Below are 18,326 nucleotides of genomic sequence, written 5' to 3'. Positions count from 1 at the left end.
GCAGCTCGGCGCCCCCGCGCGGTGCGGGGCCGGCTGCGCGGTGCGGGGCCCGCCGCGCGTCCGGCGGGCGCCCCGCGCCTGCCCGGCGGCCGCCTCCCGGCCCGCCGCCGCCCTCCCGGCCTCCTCCGCCGCCTTCCCGGCCCCGCGAGCGCCGCCGCGGCCCGGGCCGTGGGTTCAGCCGCGCAGGTCGACCAGGAGCGGCGGTGTGTGCTCGCCGCGTACGTGGGTGAGGGACAGGACCGCGTGGCCGGGCGGGACCGCGTGGGCCAGGTCGGACGCGGACCAGCGTTCCCGTTCGACCTCGCGCACGGTCACCGCGTCCGTGGTGACGGCCCGGCCGGTGACGAGCTTGCGCAGGGTGTGCATGACCCGGGTGAGGGGCTCGTCGGCGAGCACGGTCCGGCTGGTGACGTCCCGGGCCTCGACCCATTCGGTGCCCCAGGTCTCGGCGAACCGCTTGCCGTCCCAGGTGGTGACGCCGGCCAGCGCGACCCGGCAGCCGACCGCGCCGAACAGCGGGGTGCGCAGGTGCTCGGGGACGTCGTCGAGGCTCCGCAGGCCGAGGACGACCCCGGCGTTCGCCGAGCGCAGCCGCTGCAGTCCGCGCACCGTCCCGGCGGTGAGGGTGTGGGCGGCGTCGTCGAGGACGAGGCAGGCGAAGCGCGCCCGGTCGGTGCGGGTGACGGCGCGGGCGAGGAACTGGGCGAGGACGAGCCGGGCGAGCAGCCGGGAGGCCTCGGCATGGCCGGTCTCGGGGAGGTCGATGCGCACCCGGACGGGGTGTTCGAGGGCGCGCATGGTGAACGGCCGGCCGTGGCCGGTGGTGTCGAAGAATCCGGCGAACGCGGGCCGGTCGAGCAGGGCGACCCGGTCGGCGAGCGCGGTGGCGGGGTCGCCCGCGGCGCCGTCCTGCCGCTCGCGGGCGTCGAGTTCGCGGACGAGGGAGGGGTGGCCGGCCCGTTCCAGGGCGGTCCGGAGCGCCTGGCGCGGTGCCGGCGCGCCGTCGAGGAGTTCGCGGAGTTCCGGGATCGACGGGAAGCGCCCGTGGACCGCGTGGAACGGTCCGAGCAGCTGGGCGAGCGCGGTGGCGGCCCGCCGGGGGTCGGTGGTGTCGTCGGCGAGGACGTCGGCGAGCAGCGCGGCGGCCTGGTCGGGGTCGCCGGTGCCGCCGTAGAGGTCGAGGTCGTGCGGTGAGTTCGGGTCGCCGACGCGGATGACGACGTCGTACGCGTCGTCCGGGCCGAGCGGCGCGCCCGCCGGGCCGACGGCGACGACGGCGGCCTGTCCGGCGAGCGCCTGGAGGGCGAGGGACTCGACGACGGGGCGGAGCAGGCGGGTGGTCTTGCCGCTGCCGGAGGGGCCGACGACGAGCATCGAGGTGCCGAGGACGGCGGGGTCGACGGCGAGGCCGGTGCCGCGGCGCGGGTACGGGTTGCGGGCGACGTCGGCGACGGTGCCGAGCCTGACCTGCCGGAGGCGCAGGTCGTGCGCGGCCGACCGGCCGGGCAGCTGCCGCGCCCCGGAGGGGTGCAGGAAGGCGGCGGCGCCGCGGGCGTGGACGTCCTGGACGAAGGCGGCCTGCCGGTCGGGGCCGCCGCGGGCGGTGTCCCAGGCGGCGCGGATACGGGTGTGGTCGACGTCGTTCATGCGCCCGGCGGCGCCCTCGGCGGCGAGCCGGTCGGCCGCCTCGGCGAGTCCGGCGGCCCGCAGCTCGGGCCAGTCGGCGGGGTCGGGGGCGCCCGGGTCGGCGGCCGGCGTCCGCGGGGCGGCGGTCGCGGCGGAGCCGCCGGTGCGGCGCAGCGCGAACCAGACGAAGGGCAGGGCGGCGGCGACGGTGACGAACAGGTCGGCCGTCTCGACCATCTCCTGGTTCGCGTACGCGGCGGTGGGCGTGCCCCGCTCGTAGGGCAGCAGGGCGTAGACGACGCCCTTGACGGGGATCCAGCCGCCGCGGACCAGCGCGACGGTCACGAGCCCGGCGACGGCGGCGAGCAGGACCTGGGCGGCGCGGCCGCGCTCCTCGGTGAGCCGGCGCCAGGCGTACGGCCAGCGGCCGAAGCGCCCGAGCCCGTAGAAGACGCCGGAGAACAGCACGAGCTCGTAGACGGCGAGGGCGAGCACTCCGCCGGTCCCCGCCTGCGGCCCGCCGCCGAGCGGGTGCCACCAGTCGTCGGGGGTGAACAGTTTGAGCGGCACGCTCCAGTACGGGATGTAGCCGTTGCGCAGCAGCGACCAGAGCAGGACGCAGGCGAGGAAGGAGATCACCGCGCCGGAGAGCACGGAGCGCAGCGGCGTCTCGGCCGGCTCCTGGTCGGGCCGGGGCACATGCCCGTAGCGCCAGACCCCGGGCCCGGCGGCGGGCCGCGGGGTGCGGAGCCAGTCGGCGAGGGAGACGCCGGCGGACGGGGTCGGGGCCCCGGCGGACGGGGTCGGGGCCCCGACGGACGGGGTCGGCGCCCCGGCGGACGGGGTCGGGGCCCCGGCGGACGGGGTCGGGGCCCCGGCGGACGGGGTCGGCGCCCCGGCGTGGACCGGGGACGCGCCCGCGGGCGCCTCGGGGGCGCTTCCGGGCACGGCCGGCGGTGCGGCCGGCATCGGTGGCGGGCCGGCCGGCCGGGGGACCTGGTCGGCGCGGGGGCGGCCGTCGTGCGTGCCCCGCGAGCCCTGCGTGCCCTCGAACTCCATGACCCCTGCCCCCTGGCCCCTTCACTCTGCCGCGCACGCCCTGTCGCCCACCGTGTCGCGTCCGACGCCCCAATCTAGGGCCTCGGGTGCGGATCATGCCCCGGATCAGGCCGATGGCGTGGGGACGGTCCGGACAACGGCGCGTATGGCCGATAAGGACAAGGACACGCCGGGACCACTCCCATCCGTAGCATGCGCGGGGTCCCCGGCCGCGCCTAGCCTGCGGAGGAAACCCGCAAGTGCGTCCAGAACACCCCCAGGAGCCCCGCATGAACGCTGTCCCGCAGGAGCGGCGCGTCGTCACCGCCATCCCCGGCCCGAAGTCGCAGGAGCTTCAGGCCCGCCGCCTCGACGCGGTCGCCGGTGGCGTGGGCTCCACGCTGCCCGTCTTCACCAAGCGCGCGGGCGGCGGCATCATCGAGGACGTCGACGGCAACCTGCTGATCGACTTCGGCTCCGGCATCGCCGTGACCTCCGTCGGCGCCTCCGCCGAGGCCGTCGTGCGCCGCGCCTCCGCGCAGCTGCAGGACTTCACCCACACCTGTTTCATGGTGACGCCGTACGAGGGCTACGTGGAGGTCTGCGAGGCGCTGGCCGAGCTGACCCCGGGCGACCACGCCAAGAAGTCCGCGCTGTTCAACTCGGGCGCCGAGGCCGTCGAGAACGCGGTCAAGATCGCCCGTTCGTACACCAAGCGCCAGGCCGTCGTCGTCTTCGACCACGGCTACCACGGCCGCACCAACCTCACCATGGGCATGACGGCGAAGAACATGCCGTACAAGCAGGGCTTCGGTCCGTTCGCGCCCGAGGTCTACCGCGTGCCGGTCGCCTACGGCTACCGCTGGCCCACCGGCGCCGAGAACTGCGGCCCCGAGGCCGCCGCCCAGGCGATCGACAACATCACCAAGCAGATCGGCGCCGAGAACGTCGCCGCGATCGTCATCGAGCCGGTCCTCGGCGAGGGCGGCTTCATCGAGCCGGCCAAGGGCTTCCTGCCGGCGATCGTGAAGTTCGCCAACGACAACGGCATCGTCTTCGTCGCGGACGAGATCCAGGCCGGCTTCTGCCGGACCGGCCAGTGGTTCGCCTGCGAGGACGAGGGCATCGTCCCGGACCTCATCACCACGGCCAAGGGCATCGCGGGCGGCCTGCCGCTCGCCGCCGTGACCGGCCGCGCCGAGATCATGGACTCCGTGCACGGCGGCGGTCTGGGCGGCACCTACGGCGGCAACCCGGTCGCCTGCGCCGGTGCGCTGGGCGCCATCGAGACCATGAAGGAGCTCGACCTCAACGGCAAGGCCAAGCGCATCGAGGAGGTCATGAAGGGCCGCCTCACGGCCATGCAGGAGAAGTTCCCGGTCATCGGCGACATCCGTGGCCGCGGCGCCATGATCGCCATCGAGCTCGTGAAGGACCCGGCGACCAAGGAGCCGTTCGCCGAGGCCGCCGCCGCGCTCGCCAAGTACTGCCACAACGAGGGCGTGCTGGTCCTCACCTGCGGCACCTACGGCAACGTGCTGCGCTTCCTGCCGCCGCTCGTGATCGGCGAGGACCTGCTCAACGAGGGTCTGGACGTCATCGAGGCCGCGCTCGCGCAGCTCTGACGGCGGCCCACCGGGCCGATGATCAGACCGCGGGACAGCGGCTTCTGACGCCCCGTGTGAAGAAGCTGTGGGGGGCCGATGGCGGGATGGAGTTCCTGCTGTCGGTCCCCTCTTCCGTGTCGTACGGTTTCCCCAGATGAGAGAAACACCCCGGGCGGAGCCTCCCCAGCCCCGCCCACACCGTGCCGTCGCGCACACCGCCGGAGCCCTGGGCACCGGAACTCCTCACCGATCGGATGGCCGCCCGCCCCACACCCCCCGGGGCGCGCGGCAGCCCGGTCCAGGCGACCGCCCCGGAACCACCCCCCCTGTTCCGGGGCGGCCGGCTGTCTTCTGGTCGCTCGTCACGCTCGCCGTCGTCACCTGGCAGGTGCTGGTCCACGGCCCGCTCGTCCGGCTCGACGAACGCCTCTCCCGCTCCCTCGTGGACACCGTGCCGCGCGGTCTGAGCGAAGCCGCCTCCGGCCTCGGCGACATGAGCGTCGCCCTCCCCGTCCTGGCCTGCGCGATGCTGTACGCCGTCCGCCGCGGCCGACGCGCCGCGGCCCTCTGGGCGGGTCTGGCGATGGCCCTCGTCCCGCTCCTGGTCGTCCCCCTGAAGCTCTGGACGGGCCGCCCGGGCCCCCTCGAACCCTGGGCGCACGGCTACTACCCCTCGGGCCACACGGCCACCGCGATGGTGGCGTACGCCGGCGCGGCCCTCCTTGTCTCCCGGCGCCTGCTCCCGCTCGCCGGCCTGCTCACCGCCGTCACGGCGGCGGGCCTGGTGCTCCGCGGCTTCCACTGGCCCCTCGACGTCCTCGCCTCCGTCGCCCTGTGCCTGCCCCTGCTGCGCTGGCCGGTGCTCGCGGCGCGATACGGTCGCGCCGACCGTCCCCCCTCGGACACCACGGAGAGCACATGACGATCCACCGGCCCGGCCGGCCCGGCGACCTGCCCGACCCCGGACTCCTCTGGGCGCGCTGGGCGCTGAACGCCGTGGTCCGGGCGACCACCGCGGCGGAGCAGGAGGGTGTCCACCGCACCGGGGTGTGGATCGACGCCGAGGGGCTGCACCTCGACGACTGCGGCTGCACCTGGTGGACGTTCTCCCGGATGGGCGAGGGCCGTTACGTCCTCTTCGGGGAGGACGAGTCGAGCGCCTGCAAGTGGCACGAGCCGCCGGTCGACATGCTGGCGGGCGGCCCCGGCTGGCTCCCGTACGAGGAGCTGCGCGACCGGCTCTCCGGCTGCGAACTGGGCTGTGTCTACTGGTACGAGGACGGAGCCTGGGCCCGCGCCCCGTACCCCGGGGACCTCGACGACGACGGCCTCGACTGCGGGATGAGCCGCTTCGTCGAGCGGGGCGAGGCGCTGGGCCTGCTGGCGGACCTCGTCGCGTACGACCGGCCCGCGGCGGAGATCCTCATGGGCGCCGCCGAGGAGGGCCGGCTGACGCCGGACCTGCTGGCGGCGCACGTCGTGGCGGAGGACCGCGGCGACCCGGACCTTCCGGCGATGGTCCGGGCGCTGCGGATGTCGGGGCTCGACCGGGCGGCCGCGGAGGGTCAGCTCCAGCCGTAGGCGTCGAAGTTGCGGCTGAACTCCCACTGGTTGTAGCGGTCCCAGTTGACCGACCAGGTCATCAGGCCGCGCAGGGCGGGCCAGGTGCCGTGGGTCCGGTAGGTGCCGCAGTCGGTCTTCCGCGTCAGGCAGTCGAGGGCCCTGTTCACCTCGGCCGGGCTGGTGTGGCCGTTGCCGGCCTGGGTGGAGGCGGGGAGGCCGATGGCGACCTGGTCGGGGCGGAGGGCCGGGAAGACGCGGTCGGTGTTGCCGGCGACCGGGAAGCCGGTGAGCAGCATGTCGGTCATGGCGATGTGGAAGTCGGCGCCACCCATGGAGTGGTACTGGTTGTCGAGGCCCATGATCGATCCCGAGTTGTAGTCCTGGACGTGCAGCAGGGTGAGGTCGTCGCGCAGGGCGTGGATGACCGGGAGGTAGGCGCCGGCGCGGGGGTCCTGGCCGCCCCAGGGGCCGGAGCCGTAGTACTGGTAGCCGAGCTGGACGAAGAAGGTCTCCGGGGCCATGGTGAGGACGAACTTCGCGCCGTACCTGGCCTTGAGGGCCTTCACGGCCGAGATGAGGTTGACGACGACCGGGCTGGTCGGGTTGCGGAAGTCCGTGTCGCCGGTCTGGAGCGCGAGGGAGTGCCCCTCGAAGTCGATGTCCAGGCCGTCGAGACCGTAGTCGTCGATGATCTTCGACACCGAGGCGACGAAGGTGTCACGCGCGGCGGTGGTGGCCAGCTGCACCTGCCCGTTCTGGCCGCCGATGGAGATGAGGACCTTCTTGCCCGTGGCCTGCCTGGCCCTGATGGCGGCCTTGAAGTCCGCCTCCGACTCGACGTTCGGGCACTCCGTCACCGGGCACAGCTTGAAGCGGATGTCGCCGGAGGTCACCGAGGTCGGCTCGCCGAAGGCGAGGTTGACGACGTCCCAGGAGTCGGGGACGTCGGCCATGCGGGTGTAGCCGGAGCCGTTGGCGAAGCTGGCGTGGAGATAGCCGACGAGGGCGTGGGCGGGCAGCTGTCCGCCGGGGTCGCCGCCGCCTCCGGAGGTGGTGGTGACGGTCACGGGGGCCGACCTGGCCGACTCGCCCGCGCTGTTCGCCGCCGAGACCTGGAAGCTGTACGCCGTGCCGGCCGCGAGACCGGTGGCGGTGTACGAGGTGCCGGTGACGGTCGCGAGCAGGGCGCCGGCCTTGTACACCCGGTAGGAGTCGGCGCCGGCGACGGCCGGCCAGCTCAGCGTCACCGAACTGGCGGTGGGCGTCCCCGCGGACAGACCGGTGGGGGTGGCGGGTGTCTGGACCGGGTCGCCGCCCGGACCGAGCAGGGAGAGGTCGTCGGCGACGTAGGCGCCGGTGCCGTACCAGCCGTGGGTGTAGATCGTGACGGAGGTCGTCGAGGCGCCGGTCGTGAAGGTACTGGCGAGCCGCTGCCAGTCCGGTGCGGACTGGGTCCACGTGGAGACGTCGCCGGTGCCGGTGCCGGAGGCGCCGAGGTAGACGTAGCTGCCGCGGACCCAACCGCTCAGCGTGTAGGTGGAGTTCGGCTTGACGGTGACGGTCTGGGAGCACCTGGCGTTGTCGCTGCCGGCCGGGGTGGCCTGCAGGGCCTTCGCCCCGGCGTGCACGGGGGTGCCGACGACCGCCCCGCTGCCGGCCGTACAGGTCCAGCCGTCCAGGCCGGACTCGAAGCCGCCGTTGCGGGCGAGTTCGGTGTCGGCGGCGTGGGCCGCGGGGGTGAGTGCCACGAGCCCGCCGGCGGCGAGCAGGCCCGCCAGGGCGAGGGTCAGGGGTCTGGTGCGGTCCACAACTGCCTCCGGGGGTGGGGGAATCGAGGTGGCGCGCGCCACAGCATGGTCCAGACCAATCCAGTGGTCAAGACCTCTGCCCGGAAGGCACCCCGGGTCACGCCGCGCCGATCCCCCCTCCCCCGCGGGCCAGCCCGCCCGCCGCCTCGTGCATCGCCCGTTCGAGCAGCGCGGGGTCCGTGAGCGTGCCGGCCGCGTCCGGGGTCACCAGCCAGCGCACGCCGCCCGTCACCCGCCCGGGATACGGGACGACGATCCAGGACCCGGCGCCCGCGCCGCGCACCCCGGTGCCGAGCCAGCGGGCGGCCGTGCCCGGCGGCACGAAGAAACCCGTCCGGGCGTCACCCAGGTCGCCCAGGACCGGACCGGGCCGCTCCACGAGCCGGGCCAGCACGTCGAGGGTGGGGCGCCCGAGCGGGGCCGGCAGGATCAGCACGTCCCAGCGGCGCCCGGCGGGGAGCAGCGCGACCCCGTGCGGACTGCGCTCCCACTCCCAGCGGCAGGCTTCCGGGTCGGGCGCGACCGAGGCCAGCCACTCCACCACGGCCCTGACCGCCGGTCCACCGCCCGAACCGCCACCCGACCCGCCGCCCGGACCGGAACCCGCGCCCGCCCCGAGCCCCGCTCCCGAACCCGTTCCCGTACCCGTCATGACGAAAGCCCTCTCTCCGCACAGACCCGCCGCTTGCGGTGTCCACACGGAGAGAGGGCGCTCCCTCCCGCCTATGACGCGGGTTCCCCGACCCGTTCACTGTGACCTGCGTCACAGCAGGGCGGGGTCAGCTGTCGAAGCCGAGTCCCAGCCGGTCCATCGTCTTCAGCCACAGGTTCCGCCGTCCGCCGTTCTCGTCGGCGCGCGCGAGGGACCACTTGGTGAGCCCGATGCCCGCCCAGGCGATCGGCTCCGGCGGGAACGGCAGTGGCTTGGACCGCACCATCTCCAGCTCGGTCCGCTCGGTCCGCTCCCCCGCCAGCAGGTCCAGCATCACGTCCGCGCCGAAGCGGGTCGCGCCCACCCCGAGCCCCGTGTAGCCGGCCGCGTACGCCACCTTGCCCTGGTGCGCCGTGCCGAAGAAGGCCGAGAAGCGCGAGCAGGTGTCGATCGCACCGCCCCAGGCGTGGCTGAAGCGCAGGCCCTCCAGCTGCGGGAAGCAGGTGAAGAAGTGCTGGGCCAGCTTGAGGTACGTCTCCGGTCGGTGGTCCATCTCCGCCGCCACCTTGCCGCCGAAGCGGTAGACGGCGTCGTAGCCGCCCCACAGGATGCGGTGGTCGGCGGTGATCCGGAAGTAGTGGAACTGGTTGGCGGAGTCGCCCAGCCCCTGCCGGTTCTTCCAGCCGACCGCGGCCAGCTGCTCGGCGCTCAGCGGCTCCGTCATCAGCGCGTAGTCGTACACCGGGACGGTGTAGTGCCGCACCCGCCTGACCAGCGAGGGGAAGACGTTGGTGCCGAGGGCGACCCGGCGGGCCGCGACCCGGCCGTAGGGGGTGCGCACGGCCATGCCGCCGCCCGCCGGTACCAGGTCGAGCGCCGGGGTGTTCTCGTAGATCCGCACCCCCAGGTCCTGGCAGGCCCGCTTGAGCCCCCAGGCCAGCTTCGCGGGGTTGAGCATGGCGACGCCGCGGCGGTCCCAGAGGCCGCCCAGGAAGGTCGGCGAGTCGACCTCGGCGCGGACGGCGTCGCGGTCCAGCAGCTCCAGACCGCCGGCCAGACCGAGCCGGTCGGCCTCCTCGTACACCTCGTGGAGCTCGTCCACCTGGTAGGCCTCGGTGGCCACGTCGATCTCGCCGGAGCGCTCGAAGTCGCAGTCCATGGCGTAGCGGGCGACGGCCTCCTCGATGGCGTCGAGGTTCCGCTCGCCCATCTCCTCCAGCCGGGCGAGCTCGCCCGGCCAGCGGGCGAGCCCGTTGCCGAGGCCGTGCGTGAGCGAGGCGGCGCAGAAGCCGCCGTTGCGGCCCGAGGCGGCCCAGCCCACCTCGCGGCCTTCGATCAGGACGACATCCCGGGAGGGGTCGCGCTCCTTGGCGAGGAGCGCGGTCCACAGTCCGCTGTAGCCGCCGCCCACCACGAGCAGGTCGCACCGCTCGGGGCCGGCGAGGGCGGGCAGGGCTCCGGGCTTGCCGGGGTCTTCCAGCCAGAAGGGGACGGGCTGGGCGTCGGAGAGAGATTGTGCAGCGAGACGCATGGCGACTGGGGCCATGGTTTCCAACTCCTTCGGTGCCTGACCGGCTGCCGGTCAGGCTGTTGCTGTCTTCTTGCGCCGGTTCGTGATGATCTGTCCGGCCATGACCACCAGTACCGCAAGGACGAACATCGCGGTGCCGATGACGTTGATCTGAACGGGGGTTCCGCGCTGGGCCGAGCCCCAGACGAACATGGGGAAGGTCACGGTGGAGCCCGCGTTGAAGTTGGTGATGATGAAGTCGTCGAACGACAGCGCGAAGGCGAGCAGCGCGCCGGCCGCGATGCCGGGCGCCGCGATCGGCAGCGTGACCCGCAGGAAGGTCTGCACCGGTCCCGCGTAGAGGTCGCGCGCGGCCTCCTCCAGGCGCGGGTCCATGGACATCACGCGCGCCTTGACCGCCGTCACGACGAACGACAGACAGAACATGACGTGGGCGATGAGGACCGTCCAGAAGCCCAGCTCCGCGCCCATGTTCAGGAACAGGGTGAGCAGCGAGGCGGCCATGACGACCTCGGGCATCGCCATCGGCAGGAAGATCAGCGAGTTGATCGCGCCGCGCGCCCGGAAGCGGTAGCGGACCAGCGCGAAGGCGATCATCGTGCCGAGGACGACCGCGCCCACGGTCGCCCAGGCGGCGAGCTGGAGCGAGAGCGTGAGCGACTCGCACATGTCGGCGACGCCGCAGGGGTCCTTCCAGGCGTCCAGGGAGAACTGCTGCCACGCGTAGTTGAAGCGCCCGTTCGGCTTGTTGAACGAGAACACCATGACCACGACGTTGGGCAGGATCATGTAGGCAAGCGTGAGCAGGCCCGCGATCACCACGAGGTGCTGTCGGATCCAACGCATCAGACCAGGTCCTCCGTTCCCGCCCGGCGGATGTAGACGGTGACCATGAGCAGCACGATCGCCATGAGGATGAAGGACAGGGCGGCGGCCGTCGGATAGTCCAGGACCCGCAGGAACTGCGACTGGATGACGTTGCCGACCATCTTGGTGTCGGTCGAGCCGAGCAGTTCGGCGTTGACGTAGTCACCGCTCGCCGGGATGAAGGTGAGCAGCGTGCCGGAGACGACGCCCGGCATGGAGAGCGGGAACGTCACCTTGCGGAAGGTGGTCGCCGGCGAGGCGTACAGGTCCTGCGCCGCCTCGTGCAGCCGCCCGTCGATCCGCTCCAGCGAGGTGTAGAGCGGGAGGATCATGAAGGGCAGGAAGTTGTACGTCAGACCGCAGACCACCGCCATCGGGGTGGCGAGCACCCGGTCGCCCTCGGTCCAGCCGAGCCAGCTGGTCACGTCGAGGAGGTGCAGCGCGTTGAGCGCGTCGACGACCAGGCTGTCGTCGGCGAGGATCGTCTTCCAGGCCAGCGTGCGGATGAGGAAGCTGGTGAAGAACGGCGCGATGACGAGGACGAGCAGCAGGTTCCGCCAGCGTCCGGCCTTGAAGGCGATCAGGTACGCGAGCGGGTAGCCGAGCAGCAGGCAGAGCAGGGTCGCGGTGCCCGCGTAGAGCAGCGAGCGCACGAACTGCGGCCAGTACTCCTGGAAGGCGTCCCAGTAGGTCTGGAAGTGCCAGGTGACCTCGAAGCCCTTCTCCAGGGAGCCGGTCTGCACCGAGGTCGAGGCCTGGTAGATCATCGGCAGCGCGAAGAAGACCAGCAGCCACACGATGCCGGGCAGCAGCAGCCAGTACGGCACCAGCCGCTTGCGGGCGGAGGGCTTGCGCGGCAGCGGCTCCTCGGCCGGCGGCGCCGCCTCCTCCTTCACCAGGGTCGCGCTCATGCCCCGTCTCCTTCGTTCGCTTCTCCGCCCGCGGGGCGCACCGGTGCGGGCGTCGTCGTCGGCTGCGGGCCGGCGGCCTCGCGTACGTCGCTCACAGCGCGTCCTCCACCGTCTCGACGCCGGCGTCGATGTCCTGGGCGGCGTCGAGGCCGAAGGTGTGCGCCGGGTTCCAGTGCAGGACGACCTCGGCGCCCGGCCGCAGCCGTGCGTCCCTCTCGACGTTCTGCTCGTAGACCTGGAGCTCCGCGCCGGCCGGCGAGTTCACCACGTACTGGGTGGAGACGCCGATGAAGGAGGAGTCGGCGATCCGGCCGGTGACCCGGTTGCGGCCGTCGGCTATCTCGCCCGCGTCGTCGGCGTGCGCCAGCGAGATCTTCTCGGGGCGCACGCCCACGAGCACCTTGCCGCCCACCCGGACGGCGTCCGTACAGCGCTCGCCGGGGACGCGGAGCTTGCTGCCGCCCGCGGTGGCCAGGACGTCGGCACCGGTCTCGACGACCTCGGCCTCGATCAGGTTCGAGGTCCCGAGGAAGTTGGCGACGAAGGTCGTCTGCGGGTTCTCGTACAGGTCGGCGGGGGCGCCCAGCTGCTCGACGCGGCCTCCGTTCATCACCGCGACCTGGTCGGCCATGGTCATGGCCTCCTCCTGGTCGTGGGTGACGTGGACGAAGGTGATGCCGACCTCGGTCTGGATGCGCTTGAGCTCCAGCTGCATCTGGCGGCGCAGCTTGAGGTCGAGCGCGCCGAGCGGCTCGTCGAGCAGCAGGACCTGCGGGTGGTTGATGAGGGCGCGGGCCACGGCGACGCGCTGCTGCTGGCCGCCGGAGAGCTGGTGCGGCTTGTGCCGGGCCTTGTCGCCGAGCTGGACGAGCTCCAGCATGTCGTCGACCTGCTTCTTCACCGACTTGATGCCGCGCCGGCGCAGACCGAAGGCGATGTTCTCGGTGATGTCCATGTGCGGGAAGAGCGCGTAGGACTGGAAGACCGTGTTCACCGGCCGCTTGTAGGGCGGGAGGTCGGTGACGTCGCGGTCGCCGAGGAAGACGGTGCCCGTCGTCGGGTCCTCCAGGCCGGCGATCATGCGCAGCGTCGTGGTCTTGCCGCAGCCCGAGGCGCCGAGCAGGGCGAAGAAGGAGCCCTGCGGGACCGTCAGGTCGAGCGGGTGGACGGCGGTGAAGGAGCCGTAGGTCTTGCTGATGCCGGTGAGCCGGACGTCGCCGCCGGTGTTCTTGTCAGTCATGGGTTGCGGTCCCGGTGTTGGTGAGGGAATGGACGACGGCCTCAGGCGCCGATGAGCTTGGCGAACTTCTCCTCGTACGCCGTCTCCTGCGCGCTGTCGAGCGAGCGGAAGGCGTGCGACTTCCTGGCCATCGCCTTGTCGGGGACGATCAGCGTGTTGTTCGCGAGCGCGGGGTCGATCTTGGCGAGCTCGTCCTTCACCCCGTCGACCGGGCACACGTAGTTGATGTACGCGGCGAGCTGCGCGGCCACCGGGAGCTCGTAGTAGTAGTCGATGAGCTTCTCGGCGTTCGTCCTGTGCCGGGCGTTGGCCGGGACGAGCAGGTTGTCGCTGGACGTGATGTAGCCGGCGGACGGGATGGCGAACCTGATGTCCGGGTTGTCGGCCTGGAGCTGGATGACGTCACCGGCCCAGGCGAGGCAGGCCGCGAGGTCGCCCTTGTCGAGGTCGGAGGTGTAGTCGTTGCCGGTGAAGCGGCGTATCTGCTTCCTGTCGACGCCCTTCTGCAGCCGTCCGAGGGCGGCGTCGAAGTCGGCGTCGGTGAAGGAGCCCGGGTCCTTGCCCATGTCGAGCAGGGTCATGCCGACCGAGTCGCGCATCTCCGTCAGGAAGCCGACCCGCCCCTTGAGGGCGGGGTCGTCGAGCAGCTGGGAGACGGAGTCGACCTTCTTCCCGCCGGTCGCCTTCACGTTGTAGGCGATGACGGTCGAGATGCCGGTCCAGGGGTACGAGTAGGCCCGGCCCGGGTCCCAGTCAGGCCGCCGGAACTGCGTCGACAGGTTCGCGTACGCGTTGGGCAGGTGCGCCGCGTCGAGCTTCTGCGCCCAGCCCAGCCGGATCATCCGGGCGGCCAGCCAGTCGGTCACGCAGATCAGGTCGCGGCCGGTGTCCTGGCCGGCCGCGAGCTGCGGTTTGATCTTGCCGAAGAACTCGACGTTGTCGTTGATGTCCTCGGTGTACTTGACCTTGATCCCGGTCCGCTGGGCGAAGGCCTCCAGCGTCGGGCGGGACTTCTCGTCCTCGCCGACGTCCATGTACTCGGTCCAGTTGGAGAAGTTCACCGTCTTCTCCTTGGCCGAGAAGTCCGTGGAGGCCGCGCCGCCCTGCCCGTCCCGCTTGGCGGGCGGGATGCCGCAGGCGGTCAGGGCGGCGAGCCCGCCGACGGTGAGCGCGCCGACGCCGCCCGCTCGCAGCAGCGAGCGACGGGTGAGGGCGCCCCGGCCGCTCAGGAGGCTGCGCCGCATCGCCGCTGTCTGCGCGGCCGAGAGGCTGTCCGGCTGGTACTGCTCCATGCGCTGTGCCCTTTCGGGATGGGTTGGCCGCTGGTCGAACGGCGCTGGGCTATCGGTCCCCGAAGATCGTGCGGTGCCAGTCCTTGGCCGCCACCGCCGTGTTGTCGTACATCACGTGCTTGACCTGCGTGTACTCCTCGAAGGAGTACGCCGACATGTCCTTTCCGAAGCCGGAGGCCTTGTAGCCGCCGTGCGGCATCTCGCTGATGATCGGGATGTGGTCGTTGACCCAGACGCACCCGGCCTTGATCTCGCGGGTGGCCCTGTTCGCCCGGTAGACGTCGCGGCTCCAGGCGGAGGCGGCGAGGCCGTAGGGGGTGTCGTTGGCGAGCCGGATGCCCTCGTCGTCGCCGTCGAAGGGCAGGGCCACCAGGACCGGTCCGAAGATCTCCGACTGCACGACCTCGCTGTCCTGCGGGGCGCCGGTGATCAGGGTGGGCCGATAATATGCACCGTTCTTGAGCTCGCCGCCAGGGGCTTCGCCGCCGGTGACCACCGTGGCGTAGCCGCGGGCCCGCTCCACGAAACCGGCGACCCGGTCGCGCTGGGCGTGGCTGATGAGCGGGCCGAGATCTGTGGCCGGATCGAACGGGTCCCCCAGCCGGACCGACTCCATGAGCTCCGCGACCCGCGCGACGAAGGCGTCGAACAGCGGCCGCTGCACATAGGTCCGGGTCGCGGCGGTGCAGTCCTGCCCGCTGTTGATGAGCGAGGCGGCCACGGCGCCGTGGGCGGCGGCCTCCAGGTCGGCGTCGTCGAAGACGACGAACGGCGCCTTGCCGCCCAGCTCCAGGTGGAGCCGCTTCACGGTGGAGGTCGCGATCTCCGCGACCCGCTTGCCGACCGGCGTGGAGCCGGTGAACGAGGTCATGACGACGTCCGGGTGCCCCACCAGGTGTTCGCCGGCGATCCGGCCGGCCCCGGTGACCACGTTGACGACGCCGTCCGGGATCCCGGCGTCCGTCGCGGCCTGCGCGAACATCAGCGAGGTCAGCGGCGTCAGCTCGGCCGGCTTCAGCACGATGGTGTTGCCCGCGGCGATCGCCGGAAGGATCTTCCAGGCCGCCATCTGCAGCGGGTAGTTCCACGGCGCGATGGAGCCGACCACGCCGATCGCCTCACGCCGGACGTACGAGGTGTGGTCCCCGCTGTACTCCCCGGCCGACTGGCCCTGGAGGTGCCGGGCGGCGCCCGCGAAGAAGGCCGTGTTGTCCACGGTCCCCGGCACGTCGAACTCGGTCGTCAGCTTGACGGGCTTGCCGCACTGGAGGGACTCGACCCGGGCGAAGTCGTCCGCCCGCTCGGCCAGCAGCCCGGCGAACCGGTGCAGGGCGTCCGACCGCTCGCCCGGGGTGGCGCCCGCCCAGCCGGGGAACGCCTCCTTGGCGGCGGCGACGGCCGCGTCGACGTCGTCCGTCGAGGCGAGGGTGTAGGTGTAGACGCTCTCCCCGGTCGCCGGGTCGATGACGCTGTGCCGGTCCTCCGAGGTCCCGGGGCGGAGCCGCCCCCCGATGTACTGCGCGCCGGCCGCGAAACGGTCCGACACCTGGAAGCGGTTGCCCATCGCGCTCTCCGTTGTTCCAGCTCGAGTTGAGTGCCGATCCTGACAGAGGGCACCCGGTCCAACAAGTGATTCCGTTGTTGCCTTTTGGTTACGCGACGGAATCGGTCGACCAAGTGTCGAGGACGGCGGGAAATTGCCGTACGGACTGTCCGTGGCAACTGAAACAGTGGCATGCATGAGCGATCTGGAAGGACTGAAGGAGCAGGTCAGACGGGGGGAGCCACTCAAGTGGCTGCACTTCTGGGGCCACCGTCCGCGCCCTGACGGGCAGCTCTCGGCGAGCTGTCTCAGCCAGTGGTGGCCCTCGCCCTTCGTGGTGGACGACGTGCGCTACGCGACGGCCGAGCACTGGATGATGGCGGAGAAGGCCCGGCTCTTCGGCGACGCCGAGGCGGAGGCGGCGGCCCTCTCCGCGAGGTCGCCCGCGGAGGCGAAGAACACGGGGCGGCTGGTCCGCGGCTTCGACGAGCACGTGTGGACGGAGCGGCGTTACGACATCGTCGTGGCCGGCAGCGTCCACAAGTTCGCCTCGGACGAGGCCCTGCGCGCGTATCTGCTCGGCACGGGCTCCCGCGTCCTGGTGGAGGCGAGCCCCCTCGACCGGATCTGGGGCATCGGCCTGGCGGCGGACTCCCCGGACGCGTGGCACCCCGACCGCTGGCGGGGGCTGAACCTGCTGGGCTTCGCGCTCATGGAGGCGCGCAGGCGCCTGCGGTGATCCCGCGGGCGCGGACCGGCCGGCGCGCAGCGGGACGGCAGGGTGCGAAGGGGGACGGCCGGGCGCGGGGAGGGGACGGACCACGCGAGGCGGACCGGACCGGACGGGCGGGACGCGGGACGGGAGGGACGCGGGGAAGCGCCCCCGCGCCACCCCGGCGTCACCGGGCCAGGGCGTCCTGGCCGCGCGCGTCGACGACCAGGGACGTGGCCCACGGGTCGTCGTCGGAGCTGTCGCTCAGGGAGTCCTCGTTGGCGATGGCCCAGATGATGAAGCCCAGGAAGACCGAGCTCACCAGGGCGCCGATCGCGCCGAGCACGATGCCGGCGATCGCCATGCCCCGGTTGGTCGCCTCGCCCCGGTTGGCCTTCTTGAGGCCGATGACGCCGAAGATCAGCGCCAGGATGCCCAGCACCGTCCCCAGACCGTAGAAGCAGAAGCCGACGACCGCGATGATGCCGAGCACCATGGCCGCCGTCCCCATCCCGTTCGAGGGTGACGCCCCCCAGCCCGGCTGCCCGTACCCCGCCCCGTAGCCGCCGTACGGCGAGGGCGGCGCGGCCGGATAGCCGTACCCCGGCTGCTGCGGCGCGGCGGGCGCGGTCGGGTAGCCGAAGCCGCCTCCGGGCGCGGCCGGCGGCGGCGGGAGCTCGGCACCGGGCATCGACGCCACGGTCGGCTGGTTGTGCACGGGCGGCGGCACGGCCCCGCCCGGGGTGCCGGGTGCGGCCTTGCTCAGTTCGACGCCGTCCTGGTTGGGCGGCGCCCACGGGTCCACCGGCTGGTCGTTGTTCTCGGACATGGGCCTCCCCCATCGTGGTCACGTCATGCTACGACCTCGCTCTTCCGGGGGAAGGGCCCGGCCTACGATGACGTGATGACCGACCTGCATTCCTTCATCGCCGGGCTCCCCAAGGCCGAGCTGCACGTCCACCACGTGGGCTCCGCCTCGCCCCGGATCGTCTCCGAGCTCGCCGCCCGGCACCCCGACTCCAAGGTCCCCACGGACCCGGAGGCCCTCGCCGACTACTTCACCTTCACCGACTTCGCGCACTTCATCGAGGTCTACCTCTCCGTCGTGGACCTGGTCCGCACGCCGGAGGACGTGCGGCTGCTGACGTACGAGGTCGCCCGGGACATGGCCCGGCAGAACATCCGCTACGCGGAGCTCACCATCACCCCGTACAGCTCCACCCGCCGTGGCATCGACGAGCGCGCCTTCATGGCCGCGATCGAGGACGCCCGCGTCGCGGCGGAGAAGGAGCTCGGCGTGATCCTCCGCTGGTGCTTCGACATCCCCGGCGAGGCGGGCCTGGAGGCGGCGGAGGAGACCGCCCGGCTGGCGGTCGACCTGCGCCCGGAGGGCCTGGTCTCGTTCGGCCTCGGCGGCCCGGAGATCGGCGTGCCGCGCCCGCAGTTCAAGCCGTACTTCGACCGGGCCCGCGCGGCCGGCCTGCGCTCCGTCCCGCACGCGGGCGAGACGACGGGCCCGCAGACGGTCTGGGACGCCCTGAACGACCTGGGCGCCGAGCGCATCGGTCACGGCACCAGCTCGGTCCAGGACCCGGAGCTCCTCAAGCACCTGGCCGAGCACCGGATCGCCCTGGAGGTCTGCCCGACCTCCAACATCGCCACCCGTGCGGTGGAGCGGCTGGAGGACCACCCGCTGAAGCAGATGGTGGAGGCCGGCGTACTGGTCACGATCAACAGCGACGACCCGCCGATGTTCGGCTCGGACCTGAACAACGAGTACGCGGTCGCCGCCCGGCTGCTCGACCTGGACGAGCGCGGTCTGGCCGCCCTCGCGAAGAACGCCGTCGAGGCCTCCTTCCTGGACGAGGCCGGCAAGGCCCGGATCAACGAGGAGATCGACACGTACACGGAGGAGTGGCTGGCGCGCTGATCCTCA

Annotated in this window: 15 protein-coding genes; 5 read left to right on the top strand and 10 right to left on the bottom strand. The window is 72.5% G+C overall.

Annotated features, from left to right (window positions below):
* Nucleotides 1-174 precede the first annotated feature (174 nt).
* Complete coding sequence (locus ACGF1Z_RS25590) at nucleotides 175-2,685, bottom strand: ATP/GTP-binding protein (protein ID WP_393007735.1); 2,511 nt, start codon at nucleotides 2,683-2,685, stop codon at nucleotides 175-177.
* Between the two features lie 269 nt (nucleotides 2,686-2,954).
* Between ACGF1Z_RS25590 and gabT the strand changes: the two genes are divergently transcribed.
* The 3 genes from gabT to ACGF1Z_RS25575 all read left to right on the top strand — a co-directional run bounded on the left by gabT (nucleotide 2,955) and on the right by ACGF1Z_RS25575 (nucleotide 5,852).
* Nucleotides 2,955-4,289: a 4-aminobutyrate--2-oxoglutarate transaminase gene (gabT, locus tag ACGF1Z_RS25585; RefSeq protein ID WP_393007733.1), complete on the top strand. Its 1,335-nt coding sequence runs from the start codon at nucleotides 2,955-2,957 to the stop codon at nucleotides 4,287-4,289.
* A gap of 370 nt (nucleotides 4,290-4,659) precedes the next feature.
* Nucleotides 4,660-5,193: a phosphatase PAP2 family protein gene (locus tag ACGF1Z_RS25580; protein ID WP_393007730.1), complete on the top strand. Its 534-nt coding sequence runs from the start codon at nucleotides 4,660-4,662 to the stop codon at nucleotides 5,191-5,193.
* Complete coding sequence (locus tag ACGF1Z_RS25575; RefSeq protein WP_393007728.1) at nucleotides 5,190-5,852, top strand: hypothetical protein; 663 nt, start codon at nucleotides 5,190-5,192, stop codon at nucleotides 5,850-5,852. Before ACGF1Z_RS25580 ends, ACGF1Z_RS25575 begins: the two co-directional genes overlap by 4 nt.
* Here the strand turns inward: ACGF1Z_RS25575 and ACGF1Z_RS25570 are convergent.
* The 8 genes from ACGF1Z_RS25570 to ACGF1Z_RS25535 all read right to left on the bottom strand — a co-directional run bounded on the left by ACGF1Z_RS25570 (nucleotide 5,837) and on the right by ACGF1Z_RS25535 (nucleotide 15,699).
* Nucleotides 5,837-7,642, bottom strand: a complete 1,806-nt coding sequence (locus ACGF1Z_RS25570) for a chitinase (RefSeq protein WP_393007726.1) — start codon at nucleotides 7,640-7,642, stop codon at nucleotides 5,837-5,839. The two genes, ACGF1Z_RS25575 and ACGF1Z_RS25570, sit on opposite strands and share 16 nt — an antisense overlap.
* 97 nt (nucleotides 7,643-7,739) lie before the next feature.
* Nucleotides 7,740-8,183: a hypothetical protein gene (locus ACGF1Z_RS25565; protein WP_393007873.1), complete on the bottom strand. Its 444-nt coding sequence runs from the start codon at nucleotides 8,181-8,183 to the stop codon at nucleotides 7,740-7,742.
* A gap of 238 nt (nucleotides 8,184-8,421) precedes the next feature.
* On the bottom strand, nucleotides 8,422-9,840 hold the full coding sequence (locus ACGF1Z_RS25560) for an NAD(P)/FAD-dependent oxidoreductase (RefSeq protein ID WP_393007724.1): 1,419 nt from the start codon (nucleotides 9,838-9,840) through the stop codon (nucleotides 8,422-8,424).
* 36 nt (nucleotides 9,841-9,876) lie between these two features.
* A complete protein-coding gene (locus ACGF1Z_RS25555; RefSeq protein WP_393007722.1) occupies nucleotides 9,877-10,671 on the bottom strand; it encodes an ABC transporter permease in 795 nt (264 codons plus the stop codon).
* A complete protein-coding gene (locus ACGF1Z_RS25550) occupies nucleotides 10,671-11,603 on the bottom strand; it encodes an ABC transporter permease (RefSeq protein WP_393007720.1) in 933 nt (310 codons plus the stop codon). The genes ACGF1Z_RS25555 and ACGF1Z_RS25550 overlap by 1 nt, the downstream gene beginning before the upstream one ends.
* A gap of 91 nt (nucleotides 11,604-11,694) precedes the next feature.
* On the bottom strand, nucleotides 11,695-12,843 hold the full coding sequence (locus tag ACGF1Z_RS25545; RefSeq protein ID WP_393007718.1) for an ABC transporter ATP-binding protein: 1,149 nt from the start codon (nucleotides 12,841-12,843) through the stop codon (nucleotides 11,695-11,697).
* 41 nt (nucleotides 12,844-12,884) lie between these two features.
* Nucleotides 12,885-14,135: a PotD/PotF family extracellular solute-binding protein gene (locus ACGF1Z_RS25540; RefSeq protein WP_393007716.1), complete on the bottom strand. Its 1,251-nt coding sequence runs from the start codon at nucleotides 14,133-14,135 to the stop codon at nucleotides 12,885-12,887.
* A gap of 49 nt (nucleotides 14,136-14,184) precedes the next feature.
* A complete protein-coding gene (locus ACGF1Z_RS25535; RefSeq protein ID WP_393007714.1) occupies nucleotides 14,185-15,699 on the bottom strand; it encodes a gamma-aminobutyraldehyde dehydrogenase in 1,515 nt (504 codons plus the stop codon).
* 175 nt (nucleotides 15,700-15,874) lie between these two features.
* Here ACGF1Z_RS25535 and ACGF1Z_RS25530 point away from each other — a divergent pair, with 175 nt between their 5' ends.
* Entirely contained in the window at nucleotides 15,875-16,417 is a 543-nt protein-coding gene (locus ACGF1Z_RS25530; protein WP_393007712.1) for an NADAR family protein, read from the top strand.
* A gap of 160 nt (nucleotides 16,418-16,577) precedes the next feature.
* Here the strand turns inward: ACGF1Z_RS25530 and ACGF1Z_RS25525 are convergent, their stop codons facing one another.
* Nucleotides 16,578-17,219, bottom strand: coding sequence for a DUF4190 domain-containing protein (locus tag ACGF1Z_RS25525; RefSeq protein WP_393007710.1), 642 nt, complete (start codon nucleotides 17,217-17,219; stop codon nucleotides 16,578-16,580).
* Between the two features lie 75 nt (nucleotides 17,220-17,294).
* Here ACGF1Z_RS25525 and ACGF1Z_RS25520 point away from each other — a divergent pair, with 75 nt between their 5' ends.
* On the top strand, nucleotides 17,295-18,320 hold the full coding sequence (locus tag ACGF1Z_RS25520) for an adenosine deaminase (RefSeq protein WP_393007708.1): 1,026 nt from the start codon (nucleotides 17,295-17,297) through the stop codon (nucleotides 18,318-18,320).
* The last annotated feature ends 6 nt before the right edge of the window (nucleotides 18,321-18,326 follow it).

The organism is Streptomyces sp. NPDC048018 (assembly GCF_043202995.1).
In the GTDB taxonomy this organism is placed as follows: Bacteria; Actinomycetota; Actinomycetes; order Streptomycetales; family Streptomycetaceae; genus Streptomyces.
The sequence above is the reverse complement of the archived record's forward strand: the minus strand, read 5'-3'. Positions and strand labels throughout refer to the sequence as shown.

What these genes read in the sequence shown, in the direction of transcription:
- ACGF1Z_RS25560 (WP_393007724.1), bottom strand. Translation starts at nt 9,840, where the DNA reads ATGGCCCCAGTCGCCATGCGTCTCGCTGCACAATCTCTCTCCGACGCC.
- ACGF1Z_RS25540 (WP_393007716.1), bottom strand. Translation starts at nt 14,135, where the DNA reads ATGGAGCAGTACCAGCCGGACAGCCTCTCGGCCGCGCAGACAGCGGCG.
- gabT (WP_393007733.1), top strand. Translation starts at nt 2,955, where the DNA reads ATGAACGCTGTCCCGCAGGAGCGGCGCGTCGTCACCGCCATCCCCGGC.
- ACGF1Z_RS25590 (WP_393007735.1), bottom strand. Translation starts at nt 2,685, where the DNA reads ATGGAGTTCGAGGGCACGCAGGGCTCGCGGGGCACGCACGACGGCCGC.
- ACGF1Z_RS25520 (WP_393007708.1), top strand. Translation starts at nt 17,295, where the DNA reads ATGACCGACCTGCATTCCTTCATCGCCGGGCTCCCCAAGGCCGAGCTG.
- ACGF1Z_RS25535 (WP_393007714.1), bottom strand. Translation starts at nt 15,699, where the DNA reads ATGGGCAACCGCTTCCAGGTGTCGGACCGTTTCGCGGCCGGCGCGCAG.
- ACGF1Z_RS25550 (WP_393007720.1), bottom strand. Translation starts at nt 11,603, where the DNA reads ATGAGCGCGACCCTGGTGAAGGAGGAGGCGGCGCCGCCGGCCGAGGAG.
- ACGF1Z_RS25530 (WP_393007712.1), top strand. Translation starts at nt 15,875, where the DNA reads ATGAGCGATCTGGAAGGACTGAAGGAGCAGGTCAGACGGGGGGAGCCA.
- ACGF1Z_RS25575 (WP_393007728.1), top strand. Translation starts at nt 5,190, where the DNA reads ATGACGATCCACCGGCCCGGCCGGCCCGGCGACCTGCCCGACCCCGGA.
- ACGF1Z_RS25525 (WP_393007710.1), bottom strand. Translation starts at nt 17,219, where the DNA reads ATGTCCGAGAACAACGACCAGCCGGTGGACCCGTGGGCGCCGCCCAAC.
- ACGF1Z_RS25555 (WP_393007722.1), bottom strand. Translation starts at nt 10,671, where the DNA reads ATGCGTTGGATCCGACAGCACCTCGTGGTGATCGCGGGCCTGCTCACG.
- ACGF1Z_RS25545 (WP_393007718.1), bottom strand. Translation starts at nt 12,843, where the DNA reads ATGACTGACAAGAACACCGGCGGCGACGTCCGGCTCACCGGCATCAGC.